Genomic DNA, 16,382 nt, shown 5'->3' with positions numbered 1-16,382 from the left:
CACGTACACCGTACGTAAGTTACAACGTACGGTGTACGTATCTAGAGAAGGATCTCACATGACCACGACCTACGACACCGTCAGGGTGTCCGTCATGTCGCGCGGCACCCGCTGCGCCGGCTGGCTCACTCTTCCCGACGGCCCCGGTCCGCATCCGGGCCTGGTATTGGCCCACGGGCTGGGCGCTACGCATGGCATGTCGATGGCCCAGTACGAACAGCATTTCGCCGAATCAGGGATAGCGACCCTGGCGTTCGACTATCGGTACACCGGTGCATCCGATGGTGAGCCGCGCCAGCAGTTCAGCATGCGCGGGCACCGCCAGGACGTCGAGGCGGCGTGGGACTACCTACGCGCGCACGGCAGTATCGACGCTGCCCGGCTCGGATTGTGGGGGACCAGCCTGGGTGCGCTGCACGTGCTGCAAGCGGCCGCGCGCGGAATCGATGTCGCGGCGGTGGTGGTGCAATGCCCGATCGTGCACGGTCCGGCAACGCTGCTGCGAGGCGGCCTGTTGCCCGCCGTGCGGCTCACCCCGGCGATCGTCACCGACGCCGTCAGCAGGCTGCGAAGGGCGGGCCGAACCTACGTCCCCATCGTCGGCGAGCCCGGCGGCCTGGCCGCGGTCACCGGCGCGGGGGCGTTGGACGGCTGGTATTCCACCGTGTCGCCCGGGTGCACATTCGACAACCGGATGGCGGCGATGGACGTGCTCGGCGTCGCCGCCGCCAGCGCGAAGCGTGAGGCGGCGAAAATCAAAGCACCGCTTCTCGTTTGCGTGTCGCGTCGGGAAACCTTGATGGATCCGCGCCACGCTGAGGACGTCGCCGCTGCGGCGCCCCGCGGAAGCGCCCGGCACTACGACGGCGATCACTTCCAGATCTATCACCCGCCGCTGCTTGGTGAGCTGCTGGCCGATCAGACAGCGTTCCTGCAGGAGCATCTCGGTGTTCGGGTCGGCTAATGCATTGCGGGACAACGACACACGGCTCGCCGAATTAGCGCGGGGCATCAGCGCGGCCCAGTGGGCCAGGCCGAGTCTCTGCGCCGAATGGACCAATCACGAAGTGCTGGCACATCTCGTCATCGGCTACGGGGTCGCGCTGTCCGCGGTTGCCACCAGCATGCTGCGCCATCGCGGTTCGTTCGATGCCGCCAACACCGAACTGGCTCGGGCGCTGGCGGCGCAGCGCGGTCCGGACCAGCTGCTCGACGACTTTGTGGCGCTGGCGCGCCGCCCGCGGGGAATCGGCCGCCTGTTCCCGCGGCGGCTGCTACTGGGCGATCACGTCATGCATGAACTGGACATCACGTATGCGTTGGGCAAGGGATCGGCGGTCCCGGTGCCGACCGTCGTCGCCGTGCTGAACACTCAGGTGCGGGTGCCCAACCCGTTCGTCCCGGCAGCAGCGCGGGCCCGCGGTCTGAATCTTCTTGCCACCGACGCCGATTGGTCCCATCAGGCCGATGGGCCCACGGTCGCCGGGCAGGCAGCTCACCTCGCGTCCGTGCTCGCGGGACGCCCCTGGGCACTGCCATATCTTCGCGGTGACGGAGTCGCGGTACTTTCATCACGGATGTGAACGCGTAACGGCACGACGGCAGGGAGATTCACATGAGCGGACTGGAACCCACTCCGGAGCAGTTCGCGGCGCTGGCCGCGCGCCCGGCTGATGCACCGGTGGTGATGGTCAACCTCCTGAAGTTCAAGCCCGAGGGCGGCCTGGAGCGCTACGCCCAATACGGGCGCGAAGTCGCGCCGCACCTCGAACGGGCCGGCGCCACCGTCCGGTATCTGGGAGGAGCGCCATCGGTGGTGATAGGTGAGGGTGAAAAGCCTTGGTGGGATGCGATTCTCATCGTCGAATATCCCACGCCGCAAGCCTTCATCGACATGGTGACGAACCAGGAGTACCTCAAGGTGCACGAGCACCGCGCGGGCGCGTTGGAACGCGGCGACCTGATCGCGACGTCGACGTGGACCCTCGCGCCGGAATAACCCCGGCCGCGCGGTGCTAGCGGGTTGGTTCCCGGTAGGGGTCTAATTGGGTGATGGAACTGATGAGCCCCACCGACTCGGTATTTCTGCTGGGCGAATCCCGTGAGCACCCCATGCACGTCGGCGGCCTGTCGTTGTACGAGCCCCCGGAGGGCGCCGGTGACGAGTTCGTGCGGGAGTTCTACGACAGCTTGGTCGTTCAGCAAGATTTCCAGCCGACCTTTCTCAAGCGGCCGGCGACCTTCTTGGGCGGGATCGCCAATCTCGGCTGGTCCTACGACAGGGACCTCGACATCGACTATCACGTCCGGCGCTCCGCGTTGCCCTCTCCGGGGCGGGTCCGGGATCTGCTGGAGCTGACCTCGCTGTTGCACAGCAGCCTGCTCGATCGCCACCGTCCGCTGTGGGAGGCATATGTGATCGAAGGGCTCAAGGACGGCCGCTTCGCCATCTACACCAAAATGCACCACTCGCTGATCGACGGCGTCTCGGCGCTGAAGCTGATGCAGCGCGCCCTGTCCGCTCACCCCGGGGACACCGAGATCCGGGCGCCGTGGAGCCTGCGCAAACCCAAACGGGAGTCCGCACCGTCGTCGCGTCTCAGTTCGCTGATGCGAACGGCGGGATCCCTTGCGGCACTTGCGCCGTCGACGGTGTCGCTGGCCCGTGCGGCACTGTTCGAGCAGCAACTGACGCTGCCGTTCGGTGCCCCGCGCACGATGCTGAACGTGAAGATCGGCGGTGCCCGCCGGTGTGCCGCGCAGTCGTGGTCGGTGGACCGTATCAAGAACGTCAAGAACGCCGCGGGGGTGACGCTCAACGACGTCGTCCTGGCGATGTGTTCTGGCGCCTTGCGTTACTACCTGCTGGAGCAGGACGCCCTGCCGGACACGCCGCTGTTGGCGATGGTCCCGGTCAGCCTGCGCCGGGAGGACGAGGCCGACGCCGGCGGAAACCTGGTGGGGGCGATCCTGTGCAACCTGGCTACCGACGTCGAGGATCCCGCCAAGCGGCTGGAGACCGTCAGTGAGTCGATGCACAAGAACAAGACGGTGTTCTCCCAGTTGCCGCGCGTACAAGCGTTGGCGCTTTCCGCGGTGAACATGAGTTCGCTGGCGCTGGCGACGGTTCCGGGATGGGTAGCCTCGACGGCGCCGCCTTTCAACATCATCATCTCGAACGTCCCGGGACCCCGGGAGCAGATGTACTACGGTGGTGCCCGCCTGGACGGCAGCTATCCGCTTTCGGCCATTCTCGACGGCCAAGCGCTGAACATCACCCTGATCAGCAACGCCGACAAGCTCGACTTCGGCCTGGTCGGCTGCCGGCGCAGCGTCCCGCACCTACAGCGCCTGCTCGCGCATTTGGAGGAGTCGCTGAAGGATCTGGAACGCGGCGTCGGAGTCTGAGCCCGGTGCCCAAACTCAGTGCGGGAGTGCTGTTGTACCGCATCCGTGACGGTGTGGTGGAAGCCTTGCTCGCGCATCCGGGCGGCCCGTTCTGGGCCGGTAAGGACGACGGGGCGTGGTCGATTCCGAAAGGGGAGTACACCGACGGCGAAGATCCCTGGGCGGTGGCGCAGCGCGAGTTTTCCGAGGAGCTGGGGCTACCGGTTCCGGATGGACCGCGCGTCGAGCTCGGCGCCTTGAAACAGCCCAGCGGCAAGGTGGTCACCGCCTTCGCGGTGCGGGGCGACCTCGACGTCACCGACCCGTGCAGCAACACCTTCGAGCTGGAGTGGCCGAAGGGCTCCGGCACCGTGCGCGAGTTCCCCGAAGTCGACCGGGTCGGGTGGTTCCCGGTGGCACAGGCGCGCGCCAAATTACTTAAGGGACAACGCCGTTATCTCGACTTGTTGATGGCGCACCCGGAGCTGGCGGGCCTCACCGAAGGGAGTTAGCGCGCCGGCCGCGCCTGCGCAGCGCGAAGATGGCGACCGGCACCGCCACCGCGATCACCACGAAAAGAAAGACGGCGAACACGATCAGCTCGATCGGGATGCCGGCGTTGCGGTCGACGTACACCACCTGCCGGTACGCGTCGTCGTTGGCCGCGTTGGCGAAACTGAAATCCGACGAGATCTGGTCCGGCTTAGGGATATTCACCTGCAGCTTGGTCAGATAGCCGCCGTGATCCGCCGACAATTCGCGCAGCAGCGGATCCACGACCTCGGCCGCGACGTTGCCCGCGAACTGGACCTGGACGGACTGGCCGGCCTGGGCCGCGGCATCGGCGTCGGTGCGTTGCTGTCGATGGTCGGACAGCGTAAACACCGTCACTTGCTGCGGACCCGTTGCGGCGACCGAAAGGCGCATGGGATAAACCAATTTCGTCGACGGAAAGGTCATCCGCACCGGGTTGAGCCCGCCCACGATGGGATCCGAACTGGTCAGTCGGATCGCGACGAACGACCACCCGTCACGGACGTAAGGGCCCAGCGCGTCCGAGACCGCCGGCCGGATGGCATAACCGTTGTCGTCCAACCATTTTTGCAATCCGCTCAGGTCACCGCCGGCCAGCGTGGTGGCCTCCAGCGGCCCGAGGTGGACCTGGTTGACCACCGTGGGGCCCCGGGGAGCCGCGGCCTCGAGCGGCGCGGGCGTGCTCGAGCCCAGCTGTCCCAGCACCCAGTGCCGGCGCTGCTGGACCCGAGGGGCGGTGAGCTTGTCCAACTCGGCGAATGTCGCCTTGTCGCCCTCGGTGACGGTCGCCGGGGTCGGTGTGGGCACCACGAGGGCGACGTTGTTGGTGTCGGCATTCAAGACAAGCTGCATGAGGATGGTTTCGCTGGATCCGTCCCAATGCAGCAGCGCGACTTCGTGGTTCATGGCGGCCTGGCCGCCGACGGGAGGGACGATCGCACCGCATGCGCAGGCGTAGCCCGGGGCGGCCATGACCACATTGGCCAGGGTAGCCAGGATGACGACGACCAGACCCAACCCGCATGTGCGGGGCATCTTCATCTCGCACATGCTAGTTGCTGATTAGCGTGTGGTCACCCACTTCTCAGGGCCACTTAAGGTGCGATGTGCACAATATGTCCATGACGACTGCGCCGATTCAGCCGCCCGCCGCGCCCGATGACCACGCTGAATCGCAGAAGTTGCTGTTCGGATACCTCGACCCGGCCAATCGGGCAAACCCGTATCCGCTGTGCGCGCGGTTTCGCGACCGCGGACCGATCCTGCTGCCCGAGGCCCACCTCGCCGTGTTCTCGACCTACCGGGACTGCGACGACGCCCTGCGGCATCCGGCGTCGAGTAGCGACCGGATGAAGTCGGCGCGCGCTCAGGAACAGGTTGAAGCGCAGATCCGGGAACTCACCGCCGCGGGTGCCCCGCCGCCGGCCCAACCGCCGCCGGGATTTCTGTTCCTCGATCCCCCCGACCACACGCGGCTGCGCAAGCTGGTCAGCAAGGCGTTCGCGCCGAAAGTGGTCAACGCGCTGCGGCCCGACATCAGCATCCTGGTGGGCGTATTGCTCGACGCGATCGCCGAGAAGGGCAGCTTTGACGTCATCGAAGATTTCGCCTACCCGCTGCCGGTGGCGGTGATCTGCCGGTTGCTCGGTGTGCCGCTGGCAGATGAGCCGCAATTCAGCCATGCCTCGGGACTGCTCGCGCAAGCACTGGATCCGTTCGTCACGTTCACCGGTTCGGCCTCCGACGGCCTGCAGGAGCGCCTCGACGCAGGAACGTGGTTGCGGGAGTATCTGCACGGCCTGATCGACCAACGTCGCTCCCGGCCCGGCGAGGATTTGATGTCGGGTCTGATCGCGGTGGAGGAGTCCGGTGATCAGCTGACCGAGGAGGAGATCGTCTCGACCTGCCTGCTGCTGCTGGTGGCCGGTCACGAGACCACGGTCAACCTGATCGGCAACGCCGTCCTGGCGATGCTGCGAGAACCGACGCACTGGGCGGCATTACGCGCAGACGCGACTCGTGTCTCGGCGATCATCGAGGAGACTCTGCGGTATGACCCGCCCGTACAAATGGTTGGCCGAATCGCTCTGGAAGACATGAAGATCGGGCAAGTCGAGGTGCCCGAAGGTGACGTGATGATGCTATTGCTCGCCGCCGCGCACCGCGACCCGAACGAATTCGATCGACCCGATACGTTCAATCCCGATCGGGGAACCCTGCGTCACTTAGGTTTTGGGCGCGGCCTGCATTACTGTCTGGGCGCGCCGCTGGCGCGGATGGAAGCCGGCATCGCCCTGTCGGAAGCGGCGGCGCGCTTTCCGGACGCGCGACTGGCGGGCGAACCGCAGTACAAGGCGAACGTCACACTGCGCGGGCTATCGGAGCTGACGGTCGCGGTCTGATCCGGCGAGCCGGGCTTTCAGTGCGGGCCCAGCTTGGGCGCGAACTGTGGGCAGAAGTAGGTGACCGACGCGGCGACGAAGAAGGCGGACTGATTGCGGTCCAGACCGGAGTGCTGGTTGAGATATTGGTAGGCCTGCTCCTGATAGTCGAGCATGTCGCATATCTCCTTGGCATCCTCGATGACGGCGGCATCCGATGCGTTGACCCCGATCCCATTCGCGCGCACCTGTCGAAGGAAGTCATCCGTGGGAGTCGCATTGGCGACCGGTGTGGCAACCCCGAGCAGGGCAATAGCCGCCAGGATCCCGATGGCCATGGGCTTGTGCACGGCCGCTGCAGCGTTCATTCGTTCCCTTCCTTCCGCGTTTTGCACAACTAAGGATCTACTTCGGCCGGCGGTCACGCAACGGAACTTTCGACGAACGAGCACGGAACGAAACCGCTGCAAACATTTCAGCCGAGACCGGGCACGATATCGCTCAGGTCGAAAGTGACTGGCTGTTCGAGCTGTTCGTAGGTGCACGAGCGCGGATCGCGATCAGAACGCCAGCGACTGAATTGAGCGGTGTGGCGGAACCGCCGGCCCTCCATGTGGTCGTAGCGGACCTCGACCACCCGCTCGGGCCGTAGCGGGACGAACGAGAGGTCCTTCCCGGCGTTCCACCGCGACGTTTCGTTCTTGCGTGGGGTGCGCTCGCCGGCTTCGTGGGCGGCCCAGTTCCATGGATGACCATCGAAAGTGGTTACCAGCGACTGTAATTCGCTAAACAGTCGTCGGCGCTCGGCCATCGGGAATGCACCGATCACGCCGACCGACGCCAGCTGGCCATCGTCTTGATACAGCCCGAGCAGTAGTGACCCGATCGCGTCGGCGCCGGACTTGTGCACTCGATACCCGGCGACCACGCAGTCGGCGGTCCGCTCATGCTTGATCTTGAACATCACCCGCTTGTCCGGTTGATAGGTGATGGCCAGTGGCTTCGCGATGACGCCGTCGAGGCCGGCTCCCTCGAACTCGTCGAACCAGAGGTGCGCCGTCTGCACGTCGGTGGTTGCCGGCGTGACATGAAACGACGCGGCCGATCCGGCCGCGGAAACAGGCACCGCGTCGACCAGGGCGGCGCGTCGCTGGCTGAACGGGCGACGGGTGAAATCCTCGTCACCGAGGGCCAGCAGGTCGAACGCGACGAATGACGCCGGGGTGTGCTCGGCGAGCATCCGCACCCGCGAATCGGCCGGATGAATGCGCTGCTGCAGGGCCTCGAAGTCCAAACCGTGGCCGGTGGCGATCACGATCTCACCGTCGATCACGCAGCGCGGCGGCAGCTCGTTCCGGGCGGCCGCGACCAGCTCCGGGAAGTAGCGGGTCATCGGGCGCTCGTTGCGGCTGCCCAGTTCGACCTGATCGCCATCCCGGAAGCAGATGGACCGGAAACCGTCCCACTTGGGCTCGTAGGAAGCATCCGGCGGGATCGCTTTGACCGACTTGGCCAGCATCGGCGCAACCGGCGGCATGACGGGCAAGTCCATTGGTTCATTCTGACGTGCTTCGTGCTGGAATCGAGAGATGGCTGCGGCATCCGAAGAGCTCGACGTCGACGGCGTCTCGGTGCGACTCTCCAACCCGGACAAGGTCTACTTCCCCAAGCTCGGGTCGAACGGCACCAAGCGGCGGCTCGTCGAGTACTACCGAGCCGTGGCCGTCACACCCGGAAGCCCGATGCTGGACGCGCTGCGCAACCGGCCCACCCACCTGCAGCGGTTTCCGGACGGCATCGACGGCGAGGAGATCTACCAAAAGCGGATACCGCGGCATCATCCCGACTATCTGCAGACCTGCCTGGTCACGTTCCCGTCGGGACGCACCGCCGACGCGCTGATGGTCACGCATCCGGCGGCGATCGTGTGGGCGGCGCAGATGGGCACGGTGACGCTGCATCCCTGGCAGGTGCGCTGCCCGGACACCGAGCACCCCGACGAGCTGCGCATCGATCTCGATCCCCAGCCCGGCGTCGGTTTCGAGCAGGCGCGTTCGGTTGCGGTGGACGTGCTGCGGCCGTTGCTGGACGAGCTTGGCCTCGTCGGCTATCCCAAGACGTCCGGCGGCCGGGGGATCCACGTGTTTCTCCGGATCGCCACCGACTGGGATTTCATCGCGGTACGCCGGGCGGGCATCGCACTAGCGCGTGAGGTCGAACGACGGGCGCCCGACGCGGTGACCACGTCGTGGTGGAAAGAAGAACGCGGTGAGCGCATTTTCATCGACTTCAACCAAAACGCCCGGGACCGCACGATGGCCTCGCCGTACTCGGTGCGACGCACCCCGATCGCGACCGTGTCGACGCCCCTGACCTGGGACGAGTTGGCCGGCGCCGAGCCGGACGATTACACGATGGCGACCGTGCCGGACCTGATGCGGGGCCGCGACGACCCCTGGGCCGGCATGGACGAGCTGGCCCAATCGCTTACCCCATTGCTGGACATGGTCGCGGCGGACGAAGAGCGTGGCCTGGGCGATATGCCGTATCCGCCGAATTATCCGAAAATGCCCGGCGAACCGAAACGCGTGCAGCCGAGTCGCGATACCGATCTGACCAGGAAAAACAAGCCGAATTGAATGACGGCACCGTTGCGATCGCCGAGGCGGCGACTGATCTCTGCCAATTCGAATGCTATCGGGGGCTTATTCTGGCATTCTGATTTCGAATCATCGCGCATCGCCGCGGCAGGATTTACTGCGGGCGATCCGAGAACGGCCGGGGCGGCCGAGAAAGAACGGAGTGGTCATGTCGGCGCTGAAGACAAAGCTGATCATCGCGGCGCTTCTGATGGCCGCCGCCACGACCGCGGGGTGCACCGTGCCCCTCACGATCGACTGCGGCCCCGGCGCCGTCTGCACCGGAGGCTAATTCCGGACGGGCGAGGCCCCGGTCGGCAGGATCGACATCGACATCGGGAGCTTTATTATCGCGCCGCCACCGGCGATCGTGCAGTAGACGATCTCCATTTCCAGCGGCGTTTGGCCGATGGCCCGGGTTTCCATCCCCAGGCGCGGCTCGAGGTAATGCGGGGTCGCGAGCCAGTTCAGGCCGCGTTCGATCGACTCGACCAAGTTCATGCGTTCGACTCGACGCCTGGCGGTGAAAGTTGTTGCGGTACAGAGTATTGGAGGGGCCGCGCGCAGAATTTGTGGCGCCGCCGGTAATGGCGGGACGGAATTCGTAGGAATTCGATGCGTCGAACCGCCGATTTAGGAAGCGCGACGCCGCAAATTCACGTGCGCATTGGCTACGACCGGGCCGGCTGCGGCGCAAGCCCCGGCCGGCCCGCCAACGCTTGGGTTGCGCCGTCGCGCGGCCGCAATATCCAGGCGGCGACGAGGGCGATCAGCGCACCGGCGGCGCCTGCTACCGGTGCGGGGCCGGCGGGTCCGCACAACACCAGGTAGCCGAACGCGGAGCCGACCACGAGCAGCGCCGAATGCACCAGCGTCCAGCGGATTATCGAGCGCAGCCGGAAGGACACCGCGATGCCGAGCAGCAGCGCAACCACGTGGCCCACCGCGGTGAAGTCTGCGCTCAGCGCTGCGGCGATGGCGTTGCCCAGCCACCAGCCGATCCAGACCGGCCGCCACCGCGACGGTATCGACGCCGTGAGTGCCCCCAGCACACACACCGCGCCGTAGCTCATCCCCACGTCGGTGGCGCGTGCCAAGGACATCGGCAGCCAGCCTGCCGTCAGGGCAACGGTCAGCCAGACTGCGACGACCAACGTGGCACCGATATGGCCGAGTGCAAATGCGACGACCAAACCCTTGCTGCGCCAGATCAGTTCGCCGAGCGCCAGCAAGCACGCCAGGCCCGGCAGCCACAGCAGTACGTGGCCGCCGTCGCTGACGAACGCGCTGCCGACCAGCGTGACGATGTGGCCGTGGGCCAGGTTGTGCAGGTTGGTGCTCATCTCCCGGACCGCGACGTCGCGCGCATGCGGACCGAGCGCGGTCAGCAGGAACGAGACTCCGAGCAGCATGACGGAATACACGATGGTGGCCGGCAGCCAGGCCGCTACGGACGACGCCCGCGAGCCCAGCGATGTGCTGCGGTTCGCGATGCGAGACATTGTGGTTACACCTTCGTCGACGGTCCGGGCTGCGGTTGGCGGCCAATGGCCACCACCGGGGTCAACAGCCATGTCGGACATGCCTATTCCCCCATCGTCCGGTCGATAACCATTGTGACGGACCCGGCGCGCTGCGTCGGGTGAGACCAATCACAGTCACGGGCAAGCAGGTCAGCGATGGTTTCACGGCGTACGAGCGGGCGAGCCCGGCCGTCGGCGACCGCGATCAGTGGCGGACGACCCACCAGGTTGCAGGCGGATCCCATCGAATAGTGGTAGGCGCCAGTACAAGCCACAGCGAGCAGATCGCCGGCCCGAATGTCGATGGGCAGCTCGACGTCGCGGGCGATCTCTTCGCCGGCTTCGCATTGCCGGCCGACGATTGTGACGGGCGCGGTGGTGGTCGGCACGTGCCGGTTAGCCAGCGCCGCCGTGTATTTCACGCCGCGCCGCCCCTCGTGCGGATTGTCGACCATCCCGCCGTCCACGATCACGAAGGTGCGTCCGTCCGGCTGATGCTTGACGGCGATCACCCGGTAAAGCGTCACGCCCGCGCGCGCGGCGATCGCCCGGCCGGGCTCGATGACGATCTGCGGGCGGGGATATCCGTAGTCGGCACAAGCGGATCCAAGCGTGGCCTCGATGACCTCGGCGAGCGCGCGCGGGCTGAGTTCGGGGTCGCCGCTCACGTAGGGGACCGCGTGCCCGCCGCCGAGGTCGAGCTGGCTCAGCACGACGCCATGGCGGTCGCGGACCTCGGCCATCAGGGCCACCAATTGCCGGATCGCCGCGCCGTAACGCCGGGGGTCGGCGATCCGCGAGCCGAGGTGGCAGTGCAGCCCGACCAGGTTAAGCCACGGCTGACCCAGGATGCGTTTGACGGCGCGGGCGGCCCGGCCGTCGGCCACGGTGAAGCCGAACCCGGCTTCGCGGGCGCCGATGGCGGGGACCACCCGGATCAACACGTCCTGCGGGCGACGTACCTGCGCGGCCAGCAGCGCGATCGCGTTCGGGGAATCGATGACGATGCGGCCCACCCCGGCGTCGATCGCCTCGTGCAGTTCGCCGCCGGTTCGGGCATTGCCGTGCAGGACGATCCGCGACGGCGGCACCCCGGCGGTCAATGCGGTGGCCAGTTCGCCGGCCGAGCAGACGTTGACGCCGGCACCTCCGGCGGCGGCCCACTCGGCCACCGCGGTGCTCAGTAGTGCCTTTCCGGCGTAGACCACCTCGACCCCGGGAAGAGCCGCACGATAGCCGCGGATCCGAGCCCGAAAATCCAGTTCGTCCACCACATAGGCGGGCGTGCCGTAGTCGGCCGCGATCTCCGTGACCGCGACTCCGCCGACGCACAGCCGGCCCAGATCGTCGACGAAGGCGCTCACTGGCCAGATGGCGCGATCGAGGTGCGGGCTCAATCCGTGCCGTAGCGACGGAAGCAGCTCGAACGGCGCCATGCTTCCAAGCTGGGGTCCGCGGCCGCGTCGTGCCACGTTCTTAACGGATTTTTCACACCCGGGTGATCAATCTTCACGCATTTCCGGGCTGGAGCGGCCCACGACTAGCGGGCGGCCTTGGCCGTCGTGAACGGGGCATCCTCGGGTGCCGCCTTGCGGGCGGCCATCAGCGCCCGCGCGGCGTCGCCGATGGGAATGCGCAGGGGCAGTTCAGGCTTTTCGGCGGCGTCGGCCACCTCGGCGGCGACCTGCTCGGGCGTGATCATCCCGGCCCGCGGCCCGCCGCCGGTCAGGATCGCCGCATACGGATCGTCGGGCAGCGCGTAGGTGGTCACATTGTCGAGGGCGCCGGAGCTCACCGCCCCGGGCTCCAGCAATCCGGCCTGGACGCCGAACGGTGCGACCTCGATGGCCAGCGCCTCGACGAGTGCCTCCAGCGCCCACTTCGTCGCGGCGTAGGCCGCACCCGGTGGGCTCACGATCCGTCCCATGACGCTGGACATGAACAGCAACTTGCCCTCGCCACGGGCACGCATCTGCGGCAGCACCGCCTGCGCCACCCGGATGGCGCCAATGGTGTTGAGGCCCAACAGGCGATTCAGTTCCGGCAACGGGGTCGCCTCGACGGCCGCATAGAAGATGACCCCGGCATTGGCGATCACGATGTCGATGTCGCCCGCGGCCGCCACGGCCGCCCGCACACTGGCGTCGTCGGTGACATCGAGGGCCAGCCGCTGCTGGGCGTCAAGGTCGGCCAGCGTGCGCGGATCGCGCGCGGTCGCCACCACCCGATGCCCGCGACGGACGAACTCGCGGGCGATGGCGCGGCCGATGCCGCGGCTGGCTCCGGTGATCAGGACTGAAGACATCGGCGTTGTGCTCCTTATGGATTCGGTTGATGTCACGCTAGAGTGGTCGCGGGCGCAAAGTGCTGCAGGTTACGCCGGAGAAAGTCGACAAGGCGGGCCGGCGGACGGCCCAGTATCGCGGCCAGCGCGTCGGGGTCCGCCGCGATGAGCGGCTCGGTTCGCTGTGACAGGGCGCCGCCAACGGTCGAGATATGTTGCGCCATAGCAGCATTGATGGCAGATGCCGGCTGCGCCTCGGCGGCGGACTCCAATTCGGCCCGCCAGGCGGCCGCGGAGATGGGCTGGAAGCGAACGGGCCGACCCGTCTCGGCCGCGACGATGCGCGCCACTTCCGCGTGATCGATCACCTCGGCCGGAGGCGGATAGCTGACTCGGGCAGACTCCGGCGCCGGCGCCAACAGGTGGGTAACCGCGATCTCCGCCGCGTCGTCGCCGCCGATCCACGGCGCCGGGCCGTCGCCGAAGCTGTTGGCAATCACGCTGTTTTCGCGGATGGAGGCGCCGTGCAGCAGCAACACATTCTCGTGGAAGAGGCCGCCGAACCGCAGCACCGTGGGGTTCAGGCCCGCCCACGTGAATACTTCCTCGGCGACCGCCTGGCCCTGACCCAGCCGACTGGGACTGTCGACCGCGGACACGGCCATCGACATCACCACTAGGTGCGGCTTCGGACTGACGTCGACCAGAACCGACGCTAGATTCGCTGCGGCCGAAACAACCCCAGCCGCAACGGGATAGGTGAAGTACACGGCGCTGACATCGCGCGCCGCCGCAACCAGCGATGCCCGATCGTGCAGGTCGCCCACCACGGTGGTGGCCCCGCGGCGGCGCAGTTCTGCGGCTCGTTCGTCGTCGATGCGGACCAGTGCGCGTACCGGGCGACCGCGGCTCAGCACGCGTTCGGCCACGATCCGTCCGGTGCCGCCGTGCCGCCCGGTCGCCCCGATTACCAGGACGGGGGCGCTCATCGGCGCAACTCGAAAATCAACAGGGTCGTGCTCGCGGTCGCGACGACGTTCCCCGCCGCGTCGGTGACCTGTCCTTCGGCGAAGCCGATCCGCGAGCCCGCTTTGACGACGGAGCCCACCGCGGTCAGCGGCCCGCTGTCCAGCGTTACCGCCTTGAGGTAGTTGACCTTGATCTCGACCGATGTGTACGCGACTCCCTGCGGCAACGTGGTGTGCAGCGCACAGGCGGCAGCCGTGTCGAGCAGCGTGCACACCGCACCGCCGTGCACGAGTCCCAGTGGGTTGTACATCGACGCATCCGGCGTGCAGGAGAAGGTGATGCCACCGCTTTCCACCGCGACGACCCGCATCTGCATCAGCTCGCCGATCGGCGGCGGGGGCAGGTGTCCGTCGGCGACCGCCTGCCAATAGGAGAGGCCGCTCATCGAGGCGACCGTGGCCTGCGTCGTCACCGGGTCACGCCAGGTGATCGTTCGCGACTGCTCGCTGCCCCACGGCGGCGAACCTGCGACGTCGGTGCGGGAAGCCTGTTGCGAAGTCGTCATGCCCCACCTTCGAAAACTGATCGGTTTACTTGATAGGGCGAAGCTAATTGATATTTCAAGATTTGTAAACCAGTCGGTGTATCTTCGAGGGATGGCCGAACCGACGATGCGTCCGGCCGGCGGACGTGGGGCGCGCGAGCGCATCGAGCGTGCGGCGGCTCAGCTGTTCTACCGTCGCGGAATCCACGCGACCGGCGTCGAGCTCATCGCCCACGAGGCCAACGTCTCCAAGCGCACGCTCTACCAACACTTCCCGAGCAAAATCGACCTGGTCGACAATTATCTGCGCGGCATGGACGCGCGCGGCGGCTCGCCCAGTGAGCAACGCCTGGACGACCCGGCCCTGCCTGCCCGGGACCGACTGCTGGCGATCTTCGAGATGTCACGCCGAGAGGTCATGCGGGGCTGTCCCTTTCACAACGCAGCCGTGGAATCGGCCGGTTCGTTGCGCAGTACCGACGCGATTGTGCGGGCGCACAAGCAACAATTCGCCCGTCGGCTGGTCGCCGTCGCGCAGGAGGCGGGTGCCGCCGATCCGCACCTGCTGGGCCAGCAGCTGGCCGTGCTCTTCGAAGGCGCCACCGCGATGGCGACCTCGCTCAACGACACCGCGCCGGTCGTGCACGCCCGTGCGGCCGCCGCCACGCTGATCGACGCCGCATTGAACTCTTGACGACCTCGTCCCGGGGCTGTTAGACATGGCCTGCGTCACTTATTTGGGCGATCGCTCAAAAAGGACTCGGTGGAGGTTGCCATGGGCCGGATGGACGGCAAAGTCGCATTCGTGACCGGTGTGGCGCGCGGGCAGGGCAGACGCCACGCGCCGGTGTGCCAGAGCTTTCACCGCCTGCCGGTGGACGCCGCCTGAAGTAAGGGAAAGCATCGATGACTGTCACCAACGATACCGAGGTCTACTACGACCCCTACGACGTCGGCATCAATGCCGACCCGTATCCGACCTACGCGCGGCTGCGTGAAGAGGCTCCGCTGTATTACAACGAAAAATACGATTTCTGGGCGATATCAAGGCATTCCGACGTCGAACGCGGCCTGGCAAACTGGGAGACGTTCTCCAACCGCCGCAGCGACATTCTCGAGCTGGTGCAGTCGAAATTCGATATGCCGCGTGGCGTGATGATGTTCCAGGATCCGCCCGAACACACGATGCTGCGCGGGCTGATGTCGCGGGTGTTCACCCCGCGCCGGATGGCCGAAATCGAAGATCAGATCCGGCGCTACTGCGTCCGGTGCCTGGATCCACTCGTCGGATCGTCGGGATTCGACATCATCGCCGAGCTCGCGTCGATGATGCCCATGCGGGTGATCGGCATGCTCTTGGGAATCCCGGAGTCCGAACAGATCTCGGTGCGCGATGCCAACGATGCCAACCTGCGGACCAAACCGGGCGCACCGCTCAAGGTCGCCGACGCCGACTCGATCGCCGACGGCCGCATCTATGCCGACTACGTGGAATGGCGATCGAAGAACCCGTCCGACGACCTGATGACCACGCTGCTCAACGTCGAGTTCGACGACGAGGAGGGTGTGCATCGCAAGCTGACTCGTAAAGAGGTGCTGCACTACACCCAGGTGGTCGCCGGTGCCGGCAACGAGACCACCGGACGGTTGATCGGATGGCTGGCCAAGGTGCTCGCCGAACACCCCGACCAGCGCCGGGAAATCCATCGGGACCGTTCGCTGCTGAACCGCACCGTGGACGAGACGCTGCGCTTCGAACCCACCGGTCCGCACGTGGCACGGTGGATGGCAAAGGATTTCGAGTGCTACGGGACGACGGTTCCGGCCGGCAGTGCGATGCTGTTGCTGTTCGGCGCCGCCAACCGCGACCCGCGCCGCTACACCGATCCGGACACGTTCAACATCCATCGCGACAACATCTCGCACATCACCTTCGGAAAAGGTGTGCACTATTGCCTCGGCGCAAACCTGGCCCGGCTGGAGGGACGCGTCGCGCTGGACGAGATCCTCAACCGCTGGCCGGAGTGGGATATCGACTACGACACAGCACAACTCAGCCCGACCTCGACGGTGCGCGGCTGGGAGAGACTACGGGTCGTGCTGCCCTGAGCGTCGCAGGCG

At 66.6% G+C, this 16,382-nt stretch carries 19 protein-coding genes and 1 pseudogene; 11 read left to right on the top strand and 9 right to left on the bottom strand.

The genetic code is table 11. From position 1 onward, the window contains the following. Positions 1–58: 58 nt before the first annotated feature. From BN973_RS00730 to BN973_RS00710, 5 genes are read left to right on the top strand one after another with little or no spacing between them, the layout of a single operon-like run. Positions 59–964: an alpha/beta hydrolase gene (locus BN973_RS00730; protein WP_036465295.1), complete on the top strand. Its 906-nt coding sequence runs from the start codon at positions 59–61 to the stop codon at positions 962–964. A gap of 4 nt (positions 965–968) precedes the next feature. After that, on the top strand, positions 969–1,583 hold the full coding sequence (locus tag BN973_RS00725; RefSeq protein ID WP_232232003.1) for a maleylpyruvate isomerase family mycothiol-dependent enzyme: 615 nt from the start codon (positions 969–971) through the stop codon (positions 1,581–1,583). Positions 1,584–1,615: 32 nt separating this feature from the next. Beyond that, positions 1,616–1,999 carry a DUF1330 domain-containing protein gene (locus tag BN973_RS00720; RefSeq protein WP_036465292.1) on the top strand — a complete coding sequence of 128 codons (384 nt, stop codon included), beginning with the start codon at positions 1,616–1,618 and terminating at the stop codon, positions 1,997–1,999. A 53-nt stretch (positions 2,000–2,052) separates the two neighbouring features. Next, positions 2,053–3,408 (top strand): WS/DGAT/MGAT family O-acyltransferase, encoded by a 1,356-nt coding sequence (locus BN973_RS00715; protein WP_036465291.1) that lies wholly within the window; start codon positions 2,053–2,055, stop codon positions 3,406–3,408. Between the two features lie 5 nt (positions 3,409–3,413). Then, entirely contained in the window at positions 3,414–3,899 is a 486-nt protein-coding gene (locus BN973_RS00710; protein WP_036465290.1) for an NUDIX domain-containing protein, read from the top strand. Here BN973_RS00710 and BN973_RS00705 read toward each other — a convergent pair. Next, the gene (locus BN973_RS00705) at positions 3,883–4,962 is read right to left on the bottom strand and encodes a DUF2330 domain-containing protein (protein ID WP_036465288.1); all 1,080 of its coding nucleotides are present in this window, start codon (positions 4,960–4,962) and stop codon (positions 3,883–3,885) included. The two genes, BN973_RS00710 and BN973_RS00705, sit on opposite strands and share 17 nt — an antisense overlap. An 80-nt stretch (positions 4,963–5,042) precedes the next feature. Here BN973_RS00705 and BN973_RS00700 point away from each other — a divergent pair, with 80 nt between their 5' ends. Next, positions 5,043–6,323: a cytochrome P450 gene (locus BN973_RS00700; RefSeq protein ID WP_036465287.1), complete on the top strand. Its 1,281-nt coding sequence runs from the start codon at positions 5,043–5,045 to the stop codon at positions 6,321–6,323. A gap of 17 nt (positions 6,324–6,340) precedes the next feature. On the opposite strand, the gene BN973_RS00695 is transcribed toward BN973_RS00700, so the two are convergent. Both BN973_RS00695 and BN973_RS00690 read right to left on the bottom strand, forming a co-directional pair. Beyond that, positions 6,341–6,670: a DUF732 domain-containing protein gene (locus BN973_RS00695; protein WP_036465286.1), complete on the bottom strand. Its 330-nt coding sequence runs from the start codon at positions 6,668–6,670 to the stop codon at positions 6,341–6,343. 107 nt (positions 6,671–6,777) lie between these two features. Then, the gene (locus BN973_RS00690) at positions 6,778–7,854 is read right to left on the bottom strand and encodes an ATP-dependent DNA ligase (RefSeq protein WP_036465285.1); all 1,077 of its coding nucleotides are present in this window, start codon (positions 7,852–7,854) and stop codon (positions 6,778–6,780) included. A 37-nt stretch (positions 7,855–7,891) separates the two neighbouring features. Between BN973_RS00690 and ligD the strand changes: the two genes are divergently transcribed. Together ligD and BN973_RS31965 are read left to right on the top strand one after the other, a co-directional pair. Then, positions 7,892–8,941, top strand: coding sequence for a non-homologous end-joining DNA ligase (gene ligD / locus BN973_RS00685; RefSeq protein WP_036465284.1), 1,050 nt, complete (start codon positions 7,892–7,894; stop codon positions 8,939–8,941). A 169-nt stretch (positions 8,942–9,110) separates the two neighbouring features. After that, a complete protein-coding gene (locus tag BN973_RS31965) occupies positions 9,111–9,233 on the top strand; it encodes a hypothetical protein (RefSeq protein ID WP_269147629.1) in 123 nt (40 codons plus the stop codon). Here BN973_RS31965 and BN973_RS00680 read toward each other — a convergent pair. The 6 genes and pseudogenes from BN973_RS00680 to BN973_RS00655 all read right to left on the bottom strand — a co-directional run bounded on the left by BN973_RS00680 (position 9,230) and on the right by BN973_RS00655 (position 14,282). Then, the gene (locus BN973_RS00680) at positions 9,230–9,442 is read right to left on the bottom strand and encodes a hypothetical protein (RefSeq protein ID WP_036465283.1); all 213 of its coding nucleotides are present in this window, start codon (positions 9,440–9,442) and stop codon (positions 9,230–9,232) included. The two genes, BN973_RS31965 and BN973_RS00680, sit on opposite strands and share 4 nt — an antisense overlap. 170 nt (positions 9,443–9,612) lie before the next feature. Next, positions 9,613–10,353, bottom strand: a complete 741-nt coding sequence (locus tag BN973_RS00675) for a rhomboid-like protein (RefSeq protein WP_232232165.1) — start codon at positions 10,351–10,353, stop codon at positions 9,613–9,615. 245 nt (positions 10,354–10,598) lie between these two features. After that, positions 10,599–11,900 (bottom strand): annotated as a pseudogene (gene lysA, locus BN973_RS00670) (diaminopimelate decarboxylase); the annotation flags it as partial. A 104-nt stretch (positions 11,901–12,004) separates the two neighbouring features. Next, positions 12,005–12,769, bottom strand: a complete 765-nt coding sequence (locus tag BN973_RS00665) for an SDR family NAD(P)-dependent oxidoreductase (protein WP_036465281.1) — start codon at positions 12,767–12,769, stop codon at positions 12,005–12,007. A gap of 32 nt (positions 12,770–12,801) precedes the next feature. Further along, positions 12,802–13,737 carry an NmrA family NAD(P)-binding protein gene (locus BN973_RS00660; RefSeq protein ID WP_036465280.1) on the bottom strand — a complete coding sequence of 312 codons (936 nt, stop codon included), beginning with the start codon at positions 13,735–13,737 and terminating at the stop codon, positions 12,802–12,804. Then, a complete protein-coding gene (locus BN973_RS00655; RefSeq protein ID WP_036465278.1) occupies positions 13,734–14,282 on the bottom strand; it encodes a PaaI family thioesterase in 549 nt (182 codons plus the stop codon). Before BN973_RS00655 ends, BN973_RS00660 begins: the two co-directional genes overlap by 4 nt. Positions 14,283–14,373: 91 nt before the next feature. Here BN973_RS00655 and BN973_RS00650 point away from each other — a divergent pair, with 91 nt between their 5' ends. From BN973_RS00650 to BN973_RS00645, 3 genes are all read left to right on the top strand, one after another. Beyond that, positions 14,374–14,955, top strand: coding sequence for a TetR/AcrR family transcriptional regulator (locus BN973_RS00650; RefSeq protein ID WP_036465276.1), 582 nt, complete (start codon positions 14,374–14,376; stop codon positions 14,953–14,955). Positions 14,956–15,024: 69 nt separating this feature from the next. Next, positions 15,025–15,150 carry a hypothetical protein gene (locus BN973_RS31960; RefSeq protein ID WP_269147628.1) on the top strand — a complete coding sequence of 42 codons (126 nt, stop codon included), beginning with the start codon at positions 15,025–15,027 and terminating at the stop codon, positions 15,148–15,150. Positions 15,151–15,167: 17 nt separating this feature from the next. Beyond that, entirely contained in the window at positions 15,168–16,370 is a 1,203-nt protein-coding gene (locus BN973_RS00645) for a cytochrome P450 (RefSeq protein ID WP_036465274.1), read from the top strand. Positions 16,371–16,382 lie beyond the last annotated feature (12 nt).

It is taken from the genome of Mycobacterium triplex, from assembly GCF_000689255.1.
In the GTDB taxonomy this organism is placed as follows: Bacteria; Actinomycetota; Actinomycetes; order Mycobacteriales; family Mycobacteriaceae; genus Mycobacterium; species Mycobacterium triplex.
This window is presented reverse-complemented; position numbering and strand designations above follow the sequence as displayed.